The organism is Quadrisphaera setariae (assembly GCF_008041935.1).
GTDB classification, from domain to species: domain Bacteria; phylum Actinomycetota; class Actinomycetes; order Actinomycetales; family Quadrisphaeraceae; genus Quadrisphaera; species Quadrisphaera setariae.
In genome coordinates, this window is sequence record NZ_VKAC01000004.1 from 55,291 (window position 1) to 72,074 (window position 16,784).

Here is a 16,784-nt window from a genome sequence, read left to right on the forward strand (position 1 = left end):
CCTCAGCTGGGACGGACCACTCTGACGATGCGCCGCCTCAGCTGCACCTGGCGCCGCCCGCCCAGGTAGAGGCGCACCCGCGACAGCTCCCAGTGCCCGTGCTCGGCGGCCTCCGTGAGGAGCCGCCGCGCCTCGCTGCGGGAGGTGTCGCGGGACAGCGTGATCGTGCGGTACTCGTACTCGACGTCGGACCGGCCGGGGCGTCGGCCGCTGGTGCGGGGCGAAGGGATCTGCTCCATCGCCGTCCATGATGCCCACCCGCTACCGTTCGGGCCATGGCGACCGATCCCCGCGCAGCTCTCGACCGACTCGTCGCTGCGCTGGAGTCCCACCTGGCAGCCGCCCAGCGGCGGCAGGGCGACGAAGACCCCGCGGTCGAGGCGGCCTACACCGCCCTGGCCGACGCGTTCGAGGTGTACGAGGAGTCCCTCTACACCGCGTACGAGGAGGTCACCCCGTTCGAGCTCTTCGACGAGGACGAGGACGGCCTCGACGACGACGAGGACGAGGACGACGACCTCGACGACGACGCCCCCGAGGACGACGACGCCGACGGCCCCGCCGGCCCGGACGCCGTTCGGCGGTGAGCCTGCCGCAGCGCCTCAGCCGGCGCTGAGCTCGTCGAGCACCGCGCGGATCTCCGCGGGGAGCTCCAGCTCGTCGGCCGCGAGGCTGCCGAGCAGCTGGCCCGGGGTGCGGGCGCCCACGACGGCGCTCGCCACCCCGGGGTGGTCGCGCACCCACGCCAGGGCCACCTCCAGGGGAGCCACCCCCAGCCCGTCCGCGGCGGTGGCCACGGCCTGCGCCACCCGGCGCGACCCGGTGCCCAGGTAGGGCTGCACCCAGGCGGCGAGGTGCTCGGAGGCGGCCCGCGAGTCCGACGGCGTGGTCGAGCGGTACTTGCCCGTGAGCACCCCGCGCCCCAGCGGCGCCCACGCGAGCACACCGAGCCCGTGGTGGGCGGCAGCGGGAAGCACGTCGGCGTGGTCGCCGGCGAGGACGCTGAGCTCCACGCCCGCGGCGGCCAGCGGCTGGCCGGCGGCGCGCGCCGCGGCCGCGGCGGTGGCCAGCTGCCACCCCGCGTGGTCCCCGACGCCGGCGTAGCGGGCCCTGCCGCTGCTCAGGGCGCGGGCCTGGGCGGAGACGACCTCCTCTGGCGGGGTGCACCCGTCCCAGGCGTGCACCATCCACACGTCCACGTGGTCGGTGCCCAGGCGCGCCAGCGAGGCGTCCAGCCCGGCGAGCAGGGCGCGGGCGGAGGTGTCGGGGCCGGGGCGGCGGCCGCGGCCGGACTTCGTCACCAGCACCACGTCCTCGCGCGGGACGACGTCGCCGAGGAGCTCACCGAGCAGCTGCTCGGCGGCGCCGCCGCCGTAGACGTCGGCGGTGTCGACGAGGCTGCCGCCGGCCTCCACGAAGGGCACGAGCAGGTCGCGCGCCTCGTGGGCGTCGGTCACGCCGTCACTGCCCCAACCCATGGTGCCGAGGCCGAGCGCCGAGACGCGCAGACCCGACCTTCCGAGGGTGCGCTGCTCCACCGCGGCAACGTACTTCAGGCCGGTGACGCTCCGTGGCGGCACGGGGCTCGCACCGCGACCGGCCGGCCACCCCCTAGGGTCGGCGCGCATGAGGCTGGCGCTGTCGCTGGGGTACTTCGGCTCCGACCGCCCGGTGGCAGCGCAGGCCGCCGACGCGCTCGCGCTGGTGCAGCGCGCCGAGGAGCACGGCTTCGCCTCCGCGTGGGTCAGCGAGGCGTACGGCTCCGACGCCGTCAGCGTGCTCGCGTGGCTCGCGGGGCAGACGCGCACCATCGGCCTGGGCAGCGCGGTGCTGCAGGTGCCCGCCCGCAGCGCGGCGGCCACGGCCATGACGGCCGCCACCCTGGACGGGGTCTCCGGCGGCCGCTTCAGCCTGGGCCTGGGCGTGTCGGGGCCGCAGGTCTCCGAGGGCTGGCACGGCGTGGCCTTCGCGCAGCCGCTGGCCCGCACCCGCGCCTACGTGGCGGACGTGCGCCGCGCTCTGGCCCGCGAGCCCGGGCTGCACGGCGCGTCCCGGCTGCGCCTGTCGCTGCCGGCGCCGCGGCCCGACCTGCCGCTGCTGCTGGCGGCCGTCGGCCCGAAGAACGTCGAGCTGGCGGGGGAGGTGGCCGACGGGTGGCTGCCGGCGTTCCTCGTGCCCGAGGCGTCCGAGGAGCAGGTGGCCGCCCTGGCCCGGGGTCGGGCGCGCTGCGAGCTGCCCGGCGGCGCGGACCGGCCCCTCGACGTCGTCGCCGCGGTGACGGCGCTGGTGGTCCCGGAGGGGGCCGACCTCGACGACCCGGCCGTCGCCGCCCCGCTGCGCGCGCACACGGCCCTGTACCTGGGCGGGATGGGCAGCCGCGAGAAGAACGTCTACGCCGAGCAGGCCGCCCGGCTCGGCCACGGAGCGGCCGCCGCGGCCGTGCAGGACGCCTACCTCTCCGGCGACCGCACCAGCGCCGCGGCGCTGGTGCCGACCGAGCTGCTGCGCGCGGCGTGCCTGCTGGGCACCCCCGAGGAGCTGCGCGCGCGGCTGGGCGCCTACGCGGCGGCCGGGGTGGGCACCGTCGCCGTCGCCCCCTTCGGGGCCACCCTGGCCGAGCGGCTGGCGGTGCTGGACGCGCTGGCTCCCGCTACAGCCAGCCCGACCGCTTGAACGCCCGCCACAGCACCAGGCAGACCACCACCATGAGGCCCAGGGCGTACGGGTAGCCGTAGTGCCACTTCAGCTCGGGGATCACGTCGAAGTTCATGCCGTAGATCCCGGCGATGAGGGTGGGAACCAGCGCCATCGCGGCCCACGCGGAGATCTTGCGCGAGTCGGCGTTCTGCTGCACCGACACCTGCGCCAGGTGGACGTTGAGGATGTCGGTGAGGGACCTCTCGTACCCGGCCACCCGGTCCTCGGTGCGCATGAGGTGGTCGAGCACGTCGGCGAAGAACGGCCTCAGCCGCTTGGTCACCCCCGCCACCTCCCCCCGCGCCAGCGACGCGACCGGCTCCACCAGCGGCGCCACGGCGCGGCGGGCCTCGGAGACCTCCCGCTTGAGCCGGTAGATGTCCGCGGCGTCGACGTCCCCGGGGGCGCCGCCGGCGCCGGTGAAGACGCGGCGCTCCAGGTCGTCCAGGTCGTCCCCGAGCTCGTCGGCCACCACCACGAAGTGGTCGACCACGGCGTCCAGCACCCCGTGCAGCGCCCCCATGGCGCTGGCCCGCAGCGGGCCCGGTGCGGCGTCGAGGGTGTAGCGCACGCTCTTGAGCGGGGTGTGACCCCCGCGCCGCACGCTCACCACGTAGTGGGGGCCCACGAACATCGTCAGCTCGCGGGTCTCCACGCTGGAGGTGGGCTCGTCGTACTCCAGGGGCCGCAGCACCACGAGCAGGGAGTCGTCGTCGTAGCGGTCCACCTTGGGCCGCTGCCCGCCGTGGACGGCGTCCTCCACGGCCAGGGGGTGCAGGTGCAGCTCGTGGGCCAGGCGCTGGAGCTCGTCGGGGTCGGGCTCGTCCATCCCGATCCACACGAAGCCCTCGCCGCCGTCCTGGCAGCCGCTCAGCGCGCCCTGCCAGTCCTCCACCTGGTGGTGCCCCTCGGGACCCCACACCCACGTGCCCGCTATCACGCGCGCCATCCTGGCTGACGTAGCGTTCCGGCGTGCCCGTCCTCCTCCTGGTCCGCCACGGCCGCACCGCTGCCAACACCGGTGGCGTCCTGGCCGGCCGCACCCCCGGTGTCACCCTCGACGAGACCGGGCGGGCCCAGGTGGCAGCGCTCGCGCAGCGCCTGGCGCCGCTGCCGCTGGTCCGCGTGGTCGCCTCGCCGCTGGAGCGCTGCCAGGAGACGGCGGCCGCTCTGCTGGCGGTCCCCGGCCCCGACGGCGCCCCACGGCCCGAGCTGGTCACCGACGAGGGCCTGTCCGAGTGCGACTACGGCGACTGGACCGGCCGCCCCATCGCCGAGCTGCTCAAGGAGCCGCTGTGGGGCGCGGTCCAGGCGCACCCCAGCTCGGTGGTCTTCCCCGGGGGCGAGCCGATGCGGATGGTGCAGCAGCGCGCCCTCGACGTGGTCCGCCGCATCGACGCCGAGGTGGCCGCGGAGCACGGGCCCGACGCCGTGTGGGCCGCGGTCAGCCACGGCGACGTCATCAAGGCGGTGCTCGCCGACGCGCTCGGGGTCCACCTGGACGGCTTCCAGCGGATCGTCGTCGACCCGGCCTCGGTCTCGGTGGTCAGGTACACCCCGCTGCGCCCGTTCGCGGTGCGCACCAACGACACCGGCGGTGACGTCACCTCCCTGCTGCCGCCCCCGCCCGAGCCCTCCCAGCAGGGCGAGCCGGACGGTGACCAGCCCGACCAGCCCCCCTCCGTCCCGTCCTCCGACGCCGTCATCGGTGGTGGCGCCGGGGGAGGCCGCTGAGCGGGAGGTAGGTTCGCCACCATGCCCCGGCAGGTCTTCGACTTCGACCCCCCGGAGCGGTTCGTGGCCGGCACCACGGGCCCCCCGGGAGCGCGCACCTTCTTCCTCCAGGCCCGCTCCGGCACCGTCCTGACCTCGGTGGCCCTGGAGAAGACCCAGGTCTCCGCCTTGGCCGAGCGCGTCGAGGAGCTCCTCGACGAGGTGGTCCGCCGCAGCGGCGGCGCTGCCCCGGTGCCTGCGGTGACCCCGGCCGACGCCCGCGACGACGCCCCGCTGGACACCCCCATCGAGGAGGAGTTCCGCGTCGGCACGATGACGCTCGCCTGGGACGGCGACCGCCAGCTCGTCGTCATCGAGTGCTTCGAGGTCGGTGACGACGACGACGGCGGATCGGCCGTCGGCGCGGAGGAGGAGGACACCCGCTCCCTCCTGCGGGTCAACCTCACCGGCGCCAGCGCCAGGGCGTTCTGCAGCAGGGCCCTGGCCGTCGTCGCGGCGGGCCGCCCCCCGTGCCCGTTCTGCGGGGACCCGCTCGACCCGGCCGGGCACGTGTGCCCGCGCGCCAACGGGTACCGCCGCTGAGCAGCACCCAGCACGGCGGCGAAGGCGCTCCGGACCTCCTGACCCTGTTGTCAGCGGGTGATCTGGAGGTGACCGGCCGAGTGCTCGGCGCCTCCAACACCACGCTGCTCGCCCGGGTGACCTCGGGTGAGCGGTCGCTGGCGTGCGTCTACAAGCCCGTGGCGGGGGAGGCCCCGCTGTGGGACTTCCCCGACGGCACGCTCGCCGGGCGCGAGGTGGCCGCCGCGCTGGTCTCCGAGGCCGCCGGGTGGGGCGTCGTCCCGCCGACCGTGCTGCGCGAGGGCGAGTTCGGCCTCGGATCGGTGCAGGCGTGGGTGGGACCCCCGCCCGACGACGGGCCGTACGTCGACCCTCCCGGGACCCGGCGTCGCGCTGGGGCCGGCCGGGGCCTCGGTGAGCCGGGCGCGGGCGTCATCGACGTCGTCGCGCCCTCGCGGGTGCCTGACGGCTGGCTCACCGTGGTGCAGGGGGAGGGCTACCGCGGGGAGGCGGTCTCGCTCGTGCACGCCGACGACCCGGGCCTGGTGCGGATGGCGGCCTTCGACGCGGTGGCCAACAACGCCGACCGCAAGGGCGGTCACGTGCTGCGAGGCCTCGACGACCGCATCTACGGCGTCGACCACGGCCTGACCTTCCACGACGACCCCAAGCTCCGCACGGTGCTGTGGGGCTTCGCCGGCAGGTCGTTCGACGACGAGGTCGTGGTGCTGCTGGAGCGCACGGCCGCTGCCCTGGACGGCGACCTGGCCGACGTGCTGTCCACCCTCCTCACCGACGACGAGCTGCTCGCCGCGCAGCTGCGCGTGGAGCGGCTGCTGGAGCGGCGGCGCTTCCCGAAGCCGCCGCCGGGTGGTCGCGCGCTGCCCTGGCCGCCCTTCTGAGGCGCCCTCCGGCGCTGGGGGCCGCTCGCGCTGGGTAGGGTCGCGGGCGATGCGTCCCTGGTCAGCCCCCGCCGTCCCCCAGCTCCCCGGCAGGGGTGGCCCCGTGCGCGTGCACGACACCTCCACCGGTGAGCTGCAGGTCGCCGCGCCCGGCCCGAAGGCCCGCCTGTACGTCTGCGGCATCACCCCGTACGACGCCACGCACCTCGGCCACGCCGCCACCTACCTGGCCTTCGACCTGCTGCAGCGCGCCTGGCGCGACTCCGGCCTGCAGGTGAGGTACGCCCAGAACGTCACCGACGTGGACGACCCGCTGCTCGAGCGCGCCACCCGCGACGGCGTCGACTGGCGCGAGCTGGCCGCCTCCCAGGTGGACCTGTTCGCCTCCGACATGGAGGCGCTGCGGGTGCTGCCGCCCGACGCCTGGGTCGGCGCCGTCGAGGCGATCCCGCGGATCGCGGCCACCGTCCGGGCGATGCTCGCCCGCGGCGCCGCCTACACGGTCGAGCCGTCCACCGAGAGCCCCGCCCAGGTCGACCCGGCGAAGGGCGACGTCTACGCCGATCTCTCGGCCGACCCGGGTTTCGGCGCGGTCGCTCACCTGGCCACGGAGCAGATGCTCGCGCTGTCCGCCGAGCGTGGAGGAGACCCCCAGCGCCCCGGCAAGCGCGACCCGCTCGACCCGCTGCTGTGGCGCGCCGCCCGCGAGGGCGAGCCCGCGTGGGACGGCGGCACCCTCGGGGCTGGTCGCCCCGGCTGGCACGTCGAGTGCACCGTCATCGCCGCCGACGACCTGGGCTCCGGCTTCGACGTCCAGGGCGGCGGCTCCGACCTGGCCTTCCCGCACCACGAGATGAGCGCCAGCCACGGCGCGGTGCTGTACGGCCCGCCCTTCGCCGGCGTGTACGCGCACGCCGGGATGGTCGGCCTCGACGGCGAGAAGATGAGCAAGTCCAAGGGCAACCTCGTGCTCGTCTCCAAGCTCCGCGCCGCCGGGGTGGAGCCTGCTGCGGTGCGCCTGGCGGTGCTCGCCCACCACTACCGCTCCGACTGGTCCTGGACCCAGGCGGGTCTGGAGGAGGCCGTGGAGCGCCTCGTGCGGTGGCGCGCCGCCGTCGCCGTCGGCGGGGCCGACGACGGCGCAGACCAGCTCGCGGTGCTGGCGGACCTGCGCGCCCGCCTCGCCGACGACCTCGACGCCCCCGGCGCCCTCGTCGTCCTCGACGCCTGGGCCGCCACGGTCCTCGCCGCCCCCGGCGGCGCGGAGAGCGGCCAGCGCGCGGACCTCGTCGCGGACGCCGTCGACGCCCTGCTGGGCATCGCCCTCTGACGGGCTGACCCCGCGAGTGCGGAGGACAGGCGCAGGGACAGCGCGTCCCTGCCCCTGTCCTCCGCCCTCGCGGAGCCCCTCGACCCGAGGGCCGAGCGCTCAGCCGCTGGTGAGCCCGTCCTTGCCCTCGTCGGGGCGGCGGCGCAGGTACCTCTCGAACTCCCGGGCGATCGCCTCGCCGGTCGCCTCGGGGAGGTCGGCGGTGTCCTTGGCCTCCTCGAGCTGGCGGACGTACTCGCCGATCTCGGCGTCCTCCCCGGCCAGCTCGTCCACACCGTGCTCCCAGGCGCGGGCGTCGTCGGTGAGGTCTCCCAGCGGCACCGGCTCCCCGAGCACCTCCTCGATGCGGCCCAGCAGCGCCAGCACGGCCTTCGGCGAGGGCGACTGCCCCACGTAGTGCGGCACCGCCGCCCACAGGCTCAGCGACGGCAGCCCGGCGCTCGCGGCGGCCTCGGAGACCACGCCGACGATGCCCGTCGGGCCCTCGTAGGTGGACCGCTCCAGCGAGAGGCGGCGCAGCAGCTCCTCGTCGTCCGTGGTGGAGGAGACGGGGATCGGGCGGGTGTGGGGGACGTCCGCCAGCAGGGCCCCCATGGTGATCACCGTCTCGACGCCGAGGCGACGGGCGTGCTCGAGGAGCTCTCCGGTGTACCGGCGCCACCGCATCGACGGCTCGATGCCGTGCACGAGGACGACCGTGCGGCCGCTGGCCGGGGCGGTGGCCGCGAAGATGCGCGTGGTGGGCCAGGTGATGGTGCGGCGCCCGTCGTCGTCGAGCGCCACCTGCGGTCGGTTGACCTGGAAGTCGTGGTACTCCTCGGGGTCCAGCTCCGCGACCTGCTCCGCGCCCCAGACGCGACGCAGGTGGTCGAGCGCGCCGCTGGCGGCCTCGCCGGCGTCGTTCCAGCCCTCGAACGCCGCGAGCATCACCGGCTCGGCGAGCGGGTGCTCCTCAGGTGCCACGTCTGCCTCCTGTCAGCGCCCCCGTCTGCAGGGCGCCACGCGGCCAGCCTAGGCGGGGGGTGGGTCCACGGGCGGAGGCGCCGGGCGACGCGCTCACCCACCAGGACGACGCCGGGGCGCCCACCCGGCCCTAGCGTGGCCCGGTGATGGAGCGGGGCCAGCGTCAGCCCACAGGGGTGCGCGGCCGCGTCGACGCCTCCGAGGCCTGGGTGAGGACCCACCCCGTGGTGGTCGACGCGGCCCTGTTCTGCCCCCCTGCGCTGCTGCTGGCGGGGATCTTCGCCTCCAGCGGCTCGCCGTGGCAGTCGCTGGCCGCGCTGCTCCAGGTGGGCGTGCTCGCGCTGCGCCGCGCGCGGCCGGTGCTCACCGCGGTGGTCGTGTACGCGTTCGCCGCGGTGCACCTGCTGACCGGGGTGGTGGGCAGGGGGGCCAGCGAGGCGCTGCTGGTCTCCCCGTCCGACGTCGCCGTGCTCGTGGCGCTGTACTCGGTGGCCGCCCACGGCCCCCGCTGGGCCCGGTACTGGGGCCTCCTGGTGGCGCTCGCGGGGGCCCTGGGGCTGGGCGTGGCCCTGGGGTGGGCCTCCACCGACGTCGGCGAGGCGTTCGTCGTGGTGGTCTCGGTGACGGTGACGGCCGGGGTGCTGGCCCTGCTGGCGTGGACCCTGGGCCAGTGGCGCCGCACCCGGCTCGCGCACGTGCGCACCCTGGAGGAGCGCGCCCGCGGCGTGGAGACCGAGCGCGAGCAGCTGCAGGCGCTGGCAGCGGCCGCTGAGCGCGCACGGATCGCGCGGGAGATGCACGACGTCGTCGCGCACTCCCTGTCCGTGGTGATCGCCCAGGCCGACGGCGGGCGCTACGCCGCCGCCGCCGACCCCGCCGCGGCCGTCCGGGCGCTGGAGTCCGTGGCCGCCACCGGGCGGGCGGCCCTCACGGACATGCGGCGCCTGCTGGGGGTGCTCCGCGAGGACGGCGGCGCGGTCTTCGAGCCGCAGCCTGGCGTGGAGGACGTCCCCGCCCTGGTGGCCTCGGTGCGGGCCAGCGGGCTGCCGGTGGCGCTGGTGACGACGGGGGAGGCCCGCCAGCTGCCCGCGGGGGCGGGCCTGGCGGTGTACCGGGTGGTGCAGGAGGGTCTGACGAACGTGCTGAAGCACGGTGGACCCTCGGCGCGGGCGACCGTCCGGCTGCACTGGGCGCCGGGTCGGCTCGAGGCCCACGTCGAGGACGACGGGCGCGGCGCGTCGGCCACCGTCGACGGCGAGGGCCGCGGCGACGGGGTCGGTCGCGGCCTGGCCGGGATGGCCGAGCGGATGGCCCTGTACGGGGGCACCGCGCACGCCGGGCCGCGCAGCGGGGGCGGCTTCGCGGTGCAGGCCGTGCTCCCCGTGCCCGCCTCCGGTCGGAGCGCGCCGCCGCCTGCGGGTCAGCCGGCGGTATGACGGCGCGGGCGCAGCGCGGTCCCGGGCGCCGATGCGCTCGCGGCCCCGCGGCGCCGACAGTGGGGGCATGACCTCGACAGCACCCGCCGCGACGCCCGCCGGCAGCCCCTCGGGTGGCGCAGCGGCCACGGCCGTGGGCCTCACCAAGACCTACGGACGCGGCCCGGCCGCCGTGCACGCGCTGCGGGGCGTCGACGTGAGCTTCGAGCGGGGTGCCTTCACCGCGATCATGGGGCCGTCCGGTTCGGGGAAGTCGACGCTGCTGCACCTGCTCGCGGGCCTCGACACGGCGACCTCCGGCCGCGTGCTGCTCGGGGAGACCGACCTGACGGCCCTGGGGGACACGGCGCTGACGCTGCTGCGCCGCCAGCGCCTCGGCTTCGTCTTCCAGCAGTTCAACCTCCTGCCGGTGCTCACCGCGGAGCAGAACATCACCCTCCCCCTGGAGCTGGGTGGCCGGCGCGGGGGGCGCGGCGCCGAGCTCGACCGGGAGTGGATGGCCGACCTCGTGGACGTCCTGGGGCTGCGGGAGCGCCTGTCGCACCGGCCCAGCGAGCTCTCCGGCGGCCAGCAGCAGCGCGTGGCCATCGCCCGCGCCCTCATCGGCAAGCCCGAGCTCGTCCTCGCCGACGAGCCCACCGGCAACCTCGACTCCCGCTCCGGCGCGGAGGTGCTGGAGTTCCTGCGCCGCAGCGTGCGCGAGCTGGGCCGCACCGTCGTCATGGTCACCCATGACGCGGTCGCGGCCTCCTACGCCGACCGCGTGGTGCTCCTCGCCGACGGCAGGCTCGCCGGGGAGGTCACCGACCCCACCCCCGAGGCCGTCGCCTCCGCTCTGGACGCTCTGCGCACCTCCCTGCCCCCGGCTGGCGGGGTCGGCACGACGACGGCCCAGATGCGCGCCGTGGCCGCCGCGCACGTCCCGTCACCCGCTGCGGGCCTGTGATGCTGCGCCTCACCCTCCGCCAGGCCCGCTCCACCGCGGGCCGCCTGCTCCTCGCCGGCGTGGCCGTGGCCCTCGGGACCGGCTTCGTGGCCGCCGTGCTGCTGACGTCCGCCCTCTTCTCCCGCACCACCACGAGCTCGGTCGCCGCCCAGTACGCCGGCGCCGACGTCGTGGTCCGCACGAACGGCTCCCCCCTCACCGACGCCCAGGTCGCCTCGCTCTCCGGCACCCCGGGGGTCGCAGCGGTCGAGGGCCGCGTCGACGCCGGCGTCCAGCTGGTCGGGGCCGTCGGCACCGAGTACACCGCGCTGCGCAGCACCGCGACGGCGCCGGAGCTCGCGCAGGTCGACGCCTCCCAGCTGACCGCCGGGTCCCTCCCCGCGGCGGCGGGCCAGGTGGCCGTCAGCGCTGCGACGGCGCAGCGCCTCGGGGTGGACGTCGGAGGCACCGTCAGCGTGCGGACCTACCCGCCGGCTGCCGCCACCACCGGTGACGGCGCCGCCGCCGGCGACGCTCCGCTCGCCGACCCCGCTCCCGTCGACAGCCCGGTCACCGTGGTCGGGCTGGTCGAGGACGACGAGGGCGTCTTCTCGGGCACGGGTCCCACGACGCTGGCCACCGCGCCCGACGCCCTGGCCTGGTCCGCGGACCTCTACGGCGACCTGCCCAGCGGTCAGCCGCGCAGCGGCTACGGCACCGTCCTCGTGGTGGACGCGGCCGGGACGAGCCCGGAGCAGGCCCGGGACGCCGTCGCGCAGCGCCTGGGCTCAGCCGGGCTGCCGGTGCAGACCGGGAGCTGGGACCCCTCGCAGGGCTGGAGCGGAGACGCGCCGCCCGTCGACGTCCTCACCGTCGCGCAGGTGGTCGACAGGTCCGTCGACAGCGCCCTGGGCGGGACCCGGGTCCTCACCGGCGTGGTCCTCGCCTTCGCCGCGGTGGCGCTCTTCGTGGCCACCACGGTGATCACCAACACGTTCTCGGTGCTGGTGGCCCAGCGCACCCGGCAGCTGGCGCTGCTGCGCTGCGTGGGGGCCACCAAGGGGCAGGTGCGCCGCAGCGTGCTGCTCGAGGCCGCTGCGCTGGGGCTCGTCGCGTCGGTCGCCGGTGTGGCGCTGGGTTCCGGCCTGGCCGCTGTCGCCGCCCTGGTGCTCGCGCACTACGCGCCCGGGGCGCCGGTGCCCACCGGCGTGGTCGTCACGCCGGCCGCCGTGCTCGTGCCGCTGGCCGTCGGCGTCGCGGCGACCCTCCTGGCGGCGCTGGTCCCCGCCAGGGCGGCCACCCGGGTCTCCCCGCTCGCGGCGCTGCGACCGGCCACCGCGCCGGACCTGCGCACCCGCACCTCCCGGGTGCGCCTCGTGCTGTCCCTGGTCCTCCTGGTGGGCGGTGGCGCGCTCCTCGTGCTGGGGACGCTGTTCGCCACCGGGAGCTTCGCCGACGCCGTCGGCGCGGCGACGGGCACGTCCGACGAGCTGGCCCAGTACGGCGTGCTCGTCGCCGTCGCCGGGGGGATGGCGTCCTTCACCGGGGTGCTGGTCGGCCAGGTCTTCCTCGTGCCGCGCACGGTGTCGCTCGTCGGCGGGCTCGTGGCCCGCGCCGGCGGTGCACCGGCGCGCCTGGCCGCGCTCAACGCCGTCCGCAACCCCCGGCGGACCGCGTCCACGGCGGGCGCCCTGCTCATCGGCACCACGCTCGTGGCGCTCATGGTGGTCGGCGCCGCCACCACCAGCCGGACGCTCGGCGCAGCGCTCGACCGGCAGTTCCCGGTGGACGTGCAGGTCACGACGGTTCCCGAGGGGACGTCCCGCACCGGGCCGGGCCTCGACGCGTCCGTGGTCAGCGCGGTGCGCGCCGTGCCGGGGGTGTCGGCGTCCGCGCTGCTCACCACCGGTGAGGTGGTCACCAGCGGAGGGCCGGCCGCCCACTCGCGGGGGGAGGTCTACGGCCTCGACGTCATCTCCGGGAACCGCGACGACCTCGCCTCGGTGCTGGCCCACCCCGCGGACGTCGCCCCCCTGGCCCCCGGCACCGCGGTCATCTCCCCGGAGACCGCCGAGCGCCTCGGGGTCCGCGACGGCGATCAGCTCGACCTGAGGGCCGTCACCGCGCTCGACGGCGGAGAGGGCGCCGACGGCGCCACGACGACCGACGCCGCGGACGCCGCTGGCGCCGAGCACGCCGTGCGGGTCGCCGTGACGGACGTCGGAGGGCCGCAGGTGGTGCTGGACAGCTCCGACGCAGCGGCGCTGCAGCTGGGCGACGCCCAGAGCGAGATGTGGCTGCGCACCGGCCCGACCGCCGACGCCGTCGAGGTGGTCGACCAGGTCCAGTCCGCCGTCACGGAGGTCGCCGGCACCGACACGGGTGCCGCGCCGGTCTCCGTGAGCGGCCTCGCGGCGCAGCGCGCGGTCTACGAGAAGGTCATCGACACGATGCTGCTCGTGGTGGTGGGCCTGCTCGCCGTCGCCGTCGTCATCGCCCTGGTGGGGGTGGCCAACACCCTGAGCCTGTCGGTGATCGAGAGGACCCGCGAGAACGCGGTGCTGCGGGCGCTCGGGCTCACGCGGGGCCAGCTGCGCCGCATGCTGGCCCTCGAGGGCGCACTGGTGGCGGGCGTCGGCGGGCTGCTCGGCGTGGTGCTGGGGTCCCTGTACGGCTGGGCCGGGGCGGCCTCGCTGCTCGGCGGCGTCGCCGCCGCCGGCGGAGACGCCATCTGGACGCCCTCGCTGCCCTGGGGGCGGCTCGGGCTGCTGCTCGCCGTCGCCGTCGTCGCCGGTCTGCTCGCGTCGGTGCTGCCCGCCCGGCGCGCGGTCCGCACCCCGCCCGTCGCCGCCCTGGCGGACCAGTGAGCGGCGCTGCTGGTGGGTCGGGCGCACCCTCGGATGCCGCTAGGTTCGACGCCGTGACACCGGGTGACGACGTGATCAGGGTCCTCCTCGTCGACGACCAGCAGCTGCTGCGCGCCGGCTTCCGCATGGTCATCGACTCCCAGCCCGACCTGCAGGTGGTGGGGGAGGCCGGTGACGGCGAGCAGGCCGTCTCGATGGCCCGCGCGGTCACCCCGGACGTGGTGCTCATGGACGTGCGCATGCCCCGCGTCGACGGCATCGAGGCCACCGCGCGCATCACCGCGTCACTGCCGGACTCGAAGGTGGTGGTGCTCACCACCTTCGACATCGACGAGTACGCCCTGGCCGCCATCCGGGCCGGGGCCAGCGGGTTCCTCCTCAAGGACGCCCCGCCCGAGGAGCTGCTGGCCGCCGTGCGCACCGTGCACGCCGGCGACGCGGTCATCGCGCCGTCCACCACGCGGCGCCTCCTCGAGCACGTCGCGCCCCTGCTGGCCGCCGAGGGGGCCGAGGACGGCGGAGCGGCCAGCGCCCTGGACGCCCTCACCGAGCGCGAGCGGGAGGTGCTGGTGCTCATGGCCCGCGGCAGGTCCAACACCGAGATCGCCGGAGACCTCCACGTGGCCGAGGCGACCGTCAAGACGCACGTCGGCCGGGTGCTCGCCAAGCTGGGCGCGCGCGACCGCGTGCAGGCCGTCGTCACCGCCTACGAGACGGGCCTGGTGCGCCCCGGCGGGTAGCCTCGCCGCACGTGAGCGACGCACACCACCAGACCGGCACCAGCGACCAGCACCCGCTGCCGCAGGCGGTGCTCTGGGACATGGACGGCACCCTCGTCGACACCGAGCCGTACTGGTTCGCCGCCGAGTTCGGTCTCGTCGCCGACCACGGCGGCTCCTGGAGCGAGGCCCAGGCCCGCTCGCTGGTCGGATCCGACCTGCGCGAGTCGGCCCGCCGGCTGCGGACCGAGGGCGGTGTCGACCTCGTCATCGACGAGGTCGTCGCCGAGCTGCTGCGCCGCGTGGTCGAGCAGTTCCGCCGCGACGTGCCCTGGCGCCCCGGGGCTCGCGAGCTGCTCACCGCCGTCGGCGACGCCGGCGTCCCCTGCGCGCTGGTGACCATGTCGTGGAAGGTGCTGGCCGACGAGCTGGTCGCCCTGCTGCCCGAGGGGACCTTCGCCGCCGTCGTCACCGGGGACGCCGTGACGCGCGGCAAGCCCGCCCCCGACCCCTACCTCGAGGCCGCCCGGCGCCTGTCCGCGGACCCCTCCCGCTGCGTGGCCCTGGAGGACTCCACCACCGGCGTCACCAGCGCGCTCGCGGCGGGCGTGCCCACCGTCGGCATCCCCTGCGTGGTGGAGCTGGAGGGCCGTCCGGGCCTGGTGCGGGTGGCCTCGCTGGAGGGGCGCGACCCGGCGTGGCTCGCCGCCGTGGCCGCCGGTGCCGCCCCCGACGAGGGCGCCTCGACGCCCCTCGTGCGCTGAGCGGTCGCCCCAGGGACACCGGAAGATCACCGGCCGGCCGTGTCCGGATCGTGACCTCCAAGGTGGACCCCAGGGTGTTCGCAGGAGTTCCTACGGCTTAACGTGCTCGACGCCGCAGATCCAGCACCGGGACCGCGGCTCGACCGTCGATGCTCGAGGAGACCCCTGTGCGAGCCCTCCGTCGTCCCTCCCGCCCCGTGCGGCGCCGCGCGCCGCGTCTGGTGGGGGCCGCCGCCGCCGTCCTGGCCGCCGCTGTCGCCCTGACGGGCTGCGCGCAGAGCCAGCGCGACACCTCCTCCGCCGACGGCTCGTCGGGCTCCGGCGGCTCCGGGGGCGGCACGTTCGTCTTCGCGGCCTCCTCCGACCCGGTCATGCTCGACCCGGCGTTCGCCTCCGACGGCGAGACGTTCCGCGTGGCGCGGCAGATCTTCGAGGGCCTCGTCGGCACCCAGCCCGGCACCGCCGACCCCGCGCCGCTGCTCGCGGAGAAGTGGACCGGCAGCGCCGACGGCCTGACATGGACCTTCGACCTCAAGCAGGGCGTGAAGTTCTCCGACGGCACCGACTTCAACGGCGAGGCGGTCTGCGCGAACTTCGACCGCTGGTACGACTGGACCGGCGTCAACCAGTCCGGGAACATCAGCTACTACTACGGCTCGATCTTCAAGGGCTTCAAGACCAGCGACGACCCGGCCAAGCAGGGCGGCATCTACGGCGGCTGCACGGCGCCGTCGGCCACGCAGGCCACGGTGACCCTCACCAAGCCCTTCGCGGGCTTCATCCAGGCGCTGTCGCTGCCCGCGTTCTCCATGCAGAGCCCCACGGCCATGGAGAAGTACGACGCGAACAACACCGGCGGCACCGAGGACGACCCGCGCTTCTCCGCCTACGCCACCGAGCACCCCACCGGCACCGGGCCCTTCGTCTTCGACTCCTGGGAGCGCGGCCAGCAGGTCACCCTCACGCCGAACCCGAGCTACTGGGGCGACAAGCCCAAGGTCGACGAGGTCATCATCCGCACCATCGCCGACGGCAACGCCCGCCTGCAGGCGCTGCAGGCCGGTGACATCGACGGCTACGACCTCGTGGCACCCGGTGACATCGACGGCCTGGAGTCCGGCGGCTTCCAGGTGGTCAACCGCCCGGCGTTCAACATCCTCTACCTGGGCTTCAACCAGGCGAACCCGGCGCTGGCCGACGTCCGCGTCCGCCAGGCGATCTCCTACGCCATCGACAAGGACGCCGTCATCAGCCAGTCCCTGCCGCAGGGCAGCAAGCCGGCGGTCGAGTTCATCCCCGACACGGTGGCGGGCTACAACCCGGACGTCACGACGTACGACTACGACCCCGCCAAGGCCAAGCAGCTGCTCGCCGAGGCCGGCCAGTCCAACCTCACCCTGGACTTCAACTACCCGACCGACGTCTCCCGGCCGTACATGCCGGCGCCGGAGGCCACCTTCACGGCCATCCAGAGCCAGCTCGAGGCCGTGGGCATCAAGGTCAACCCCGTCGCCAACAAGTGGAGCCCGGACTACCTGGACAAGATCCAGGGCGGCTCCGACCACGGCATCCACCTGCTGGGGTGGACCGGCGACTACAACGACCCCGACAACTTCCTCGGCGTCTTCTTCGGCCAGAAGTCGAACGAGTGGGGCTTCGACAACGCCCAGCTGTTCGACGCGCTGACCGCCGCCCGGGGCCTGCCCACGCGCGACGAGCAGATCCCGGCGTACCAGGCCATCAACGAGCAGATCGCGCAGTTCGCCCCGGGCGTGCCGATCTCCTCGCCGGTGCCCTCGCTGGCCTTCGCGAAGAAGGTCCAGGGCTACCAGCCCTCGCCCGTCCAGGACGAGGTCTGGAACACCGTCACCCTCGCGCAGTCCTGA

Annotated in this window: 16 protein-coding genes; 12 read left to right on the top strand and 4 right to left on the bottom strand. The window is 75.8% G+C overall.

The genetic code is table 11. The features are described from left to right. Positions 1–2 precede the first annotated feature (2 nt). Complete coding sequence (locus tag FMM08_RS07495) at positions 3–239, bottom strand: DUF5703 family protein (protein WP_147925746.1); 237 nt, start codon at positions 237–239, stop codon at positions 3–5. Between the two features lie 36 nt (positions 240–275). Here FMM08_RS07495 and FMM08_RS07500 point away from each other — a divergent pair, with 36 nt between their 5' ends. Then, on the top strand, positions 276–587 hold the full coding sequence (locus FMM08_RS07500; RefSeq protein WP_147925747.1) for a hypothetical protein: 312 nt from the start codon (positions 276–278) through the stop codon (positions 585–587). Between the two features lie 15 nt (positions 588–602). Here the strand turns inward: FMM08_RS07500 and FMM08_RS07505 are convergent, their stop codons facing one another. Next, complete coding sequence (locus FMM08_RS07505; protein WP_147925748.1) at positions 603–1,538, bottom strand: aldo/keto reductase; 936 nt, start codon at positions 1,536–1,538, stop codon at positions 603–605. A gap of 88 nt (positions 1,539–1,626) precedes the next feature. On the opposite strand from FMM08_RS07505, the gene FMM08_RS07510 reads away from it, so the two are divergent. Next, on the top strand, positions 1,627–2,673 hold the full coding sequence (locus FMM08_RS07510; protein WP_147925749.1) for an LLM class flavin-dependent oxidoreductase: 1,047 nt from the start codon (positions 1,627–1,629) through the stop codon (positions 2,671–2,673). Here the strand turns inward: FMM08_RS07510 and FMM08_RS07515 are convergent. After that, positions 2,651–3,637, bottom strand: coding sequence for a magnesium and cobalt transport protein CorA (locus FMM08_RS07515; RefSeq protein WP_187279617.1), 987 nt, complete (start codon positions 3,635–3,637; stop codon positions 2,651–2,653). The two genes, FMM08_RS07510 and FMM08_RS07515, sit on opposite strands and share 23 nt — an antisense overlap. Before the next feature lie 32 nt (positions 3,638–3,669). Here FMM08_RS07515 and FMM08_RS07520 point away from each other — a divergent pair, with 32 nt between their 5' ends. From FMM08_RS07520 to mshC, 4 genes are all read left to right on the top strand, one after another. Continuing rightward, the gene (locus FMM08_RS07520) at positions 3,670–4,431 is read left to right on the top strand and encodes a histidine phosphatase family protein (RefSeq protein WP_147925751.1); all 762 of its coding nucleotides are present in this window, start codon (positions 3,670–3,672) and stop codon (positions 4,429–4,431) included. A 21-nt stretch (positions 4,432–4,452) separates the two neighbouring features. Next, a complete protein-coding gene (locus FMM08_RS07525; protein ID WP_147925752.1) occupies positions 4,453–5,013 on the top strand; it encodes a DUF3090 domain-containing protein in 561 nt (186 codons plus the stop codon). A 68-nt stretch (positions 5,014–5,081) separates the two neighbouring features. Then, entirely contained in the window at positions 5,082–5,894 is an 813-nt protein-coding gene (locus tag FMM08_RS07530) for an SCO1664 family protein (protein WP_222710527.1), read from the top strand. 49 nt (positions 5,895–5,943) lie between these two features. After that, the gene (gene mshC, locus FMM08_RS07535) at positions 5,944–7,224 is read left to right on the top strand and encodes a cysteine--1-D-myo-inosityl 2-amino-2-deoxy-alpha-D-glucopyranoside ligase (protein ID WP_147925753.1); all 1,281 of its coding nucleotides are present in this window, start codon (positions 5,944–5,946) and stop codon (positions 7,222–7,224) included. Positions 7,225–7,323: 99 nt separating this feature from the next. On the opposite strand, the gene FMM08_RS07540 is transcribed toward mshC, so the two are convergent. Beyond that, positions 7,324–8,151: a PAC2 family protein gene (locus FMM08_RS07540; RefSeq protein WP_147925990.1), complete on the bottom strand. Its 828-nt coding sequence runs from the start codon at positions 8,149–8,151 to the stop codon at positions 7,324–7,326. Positions 8,152–8,333: 182 nt separating this feature from the next. On the opposite strand from FMM08_RS07540, the gene FMM08_RS07545 reads away from it, so the two are divergent. From FMM08_RS07545 to FMM08_RS07570, 6 genes are all read left to right on the top strand, one after another. Beyond that, positions 8,334–9,623 carry a sensor histidine kinase gene (locus tag FMM08_RS07545; protein ID WP_147925991.1) on the top strand — a complete coding sequence of 430 codons (1,290 nt, stop codon included), beginning with the start codon at positions 8,334–8,336 and terminating at the stop codon, positions 9,621–9,623. Positions 9,624–9,690: 67 nt separating this feature from the next. Then, a complete protein-coding gene (locus FMM08_RS07550; RefSeq protein WP_147925754.1) occupies positions 9,691–10,569 on the top strand; it encodes an ABC transporter ATP-binding protein in 879 nt (292 codons plus the stop codon). Next, positions 10,569–13,415 (top strand): ABC transporter permease, encoded by a 2,847-nt coding sequence (locus tag FMM08_RS07555; protein ID WP_147925755.1) that lies wholly within the window; start codon positions 10,569–10,571, stop codon positions 13,413–13,415. The genes FMM08_RS07550 and FMM08_RS07555 overlap by 1 nt, the downstream gene beginning before the upstream one ends. 71 nt (positions 13,416–13,486) lie before the next feature. Further along, positions 13,487–14,155 (top strand): response regulator, encoded by a 669-nt coding sequence (locus tag FMM08_RS07560; protein ID WP_222710529.1) that lies wholly within the window; start codon positions 13,487–13,489, stop codon positions 14,153–14,155. A gap of 11 nt (positions 14,156–14,166) precedes the next feature. After that, the gene (locus FMM08_RS07565; protein ID WP_255472152.1) at positions 14,167–14,898 is read left to right on the top strand and encodes an HAD family hydrolase; all 732 of its coding nucleotides are present in this window, start codon (positions 14,167–14,169) and stop codon (positions 14,896–14,898) included. 167 nt (positions 14,899–15,065) lie between these two features. Further along, positions 15,066–16,784, top strand: a complete 1,719-nt coding sequence (locus FMM08_RS07570; RefSeq protein ID WP_255472153.1) for an ABC transporter substrate-binding protein — start codon at positions 15,066–15,068, stop codon at positions 16,782–16,784.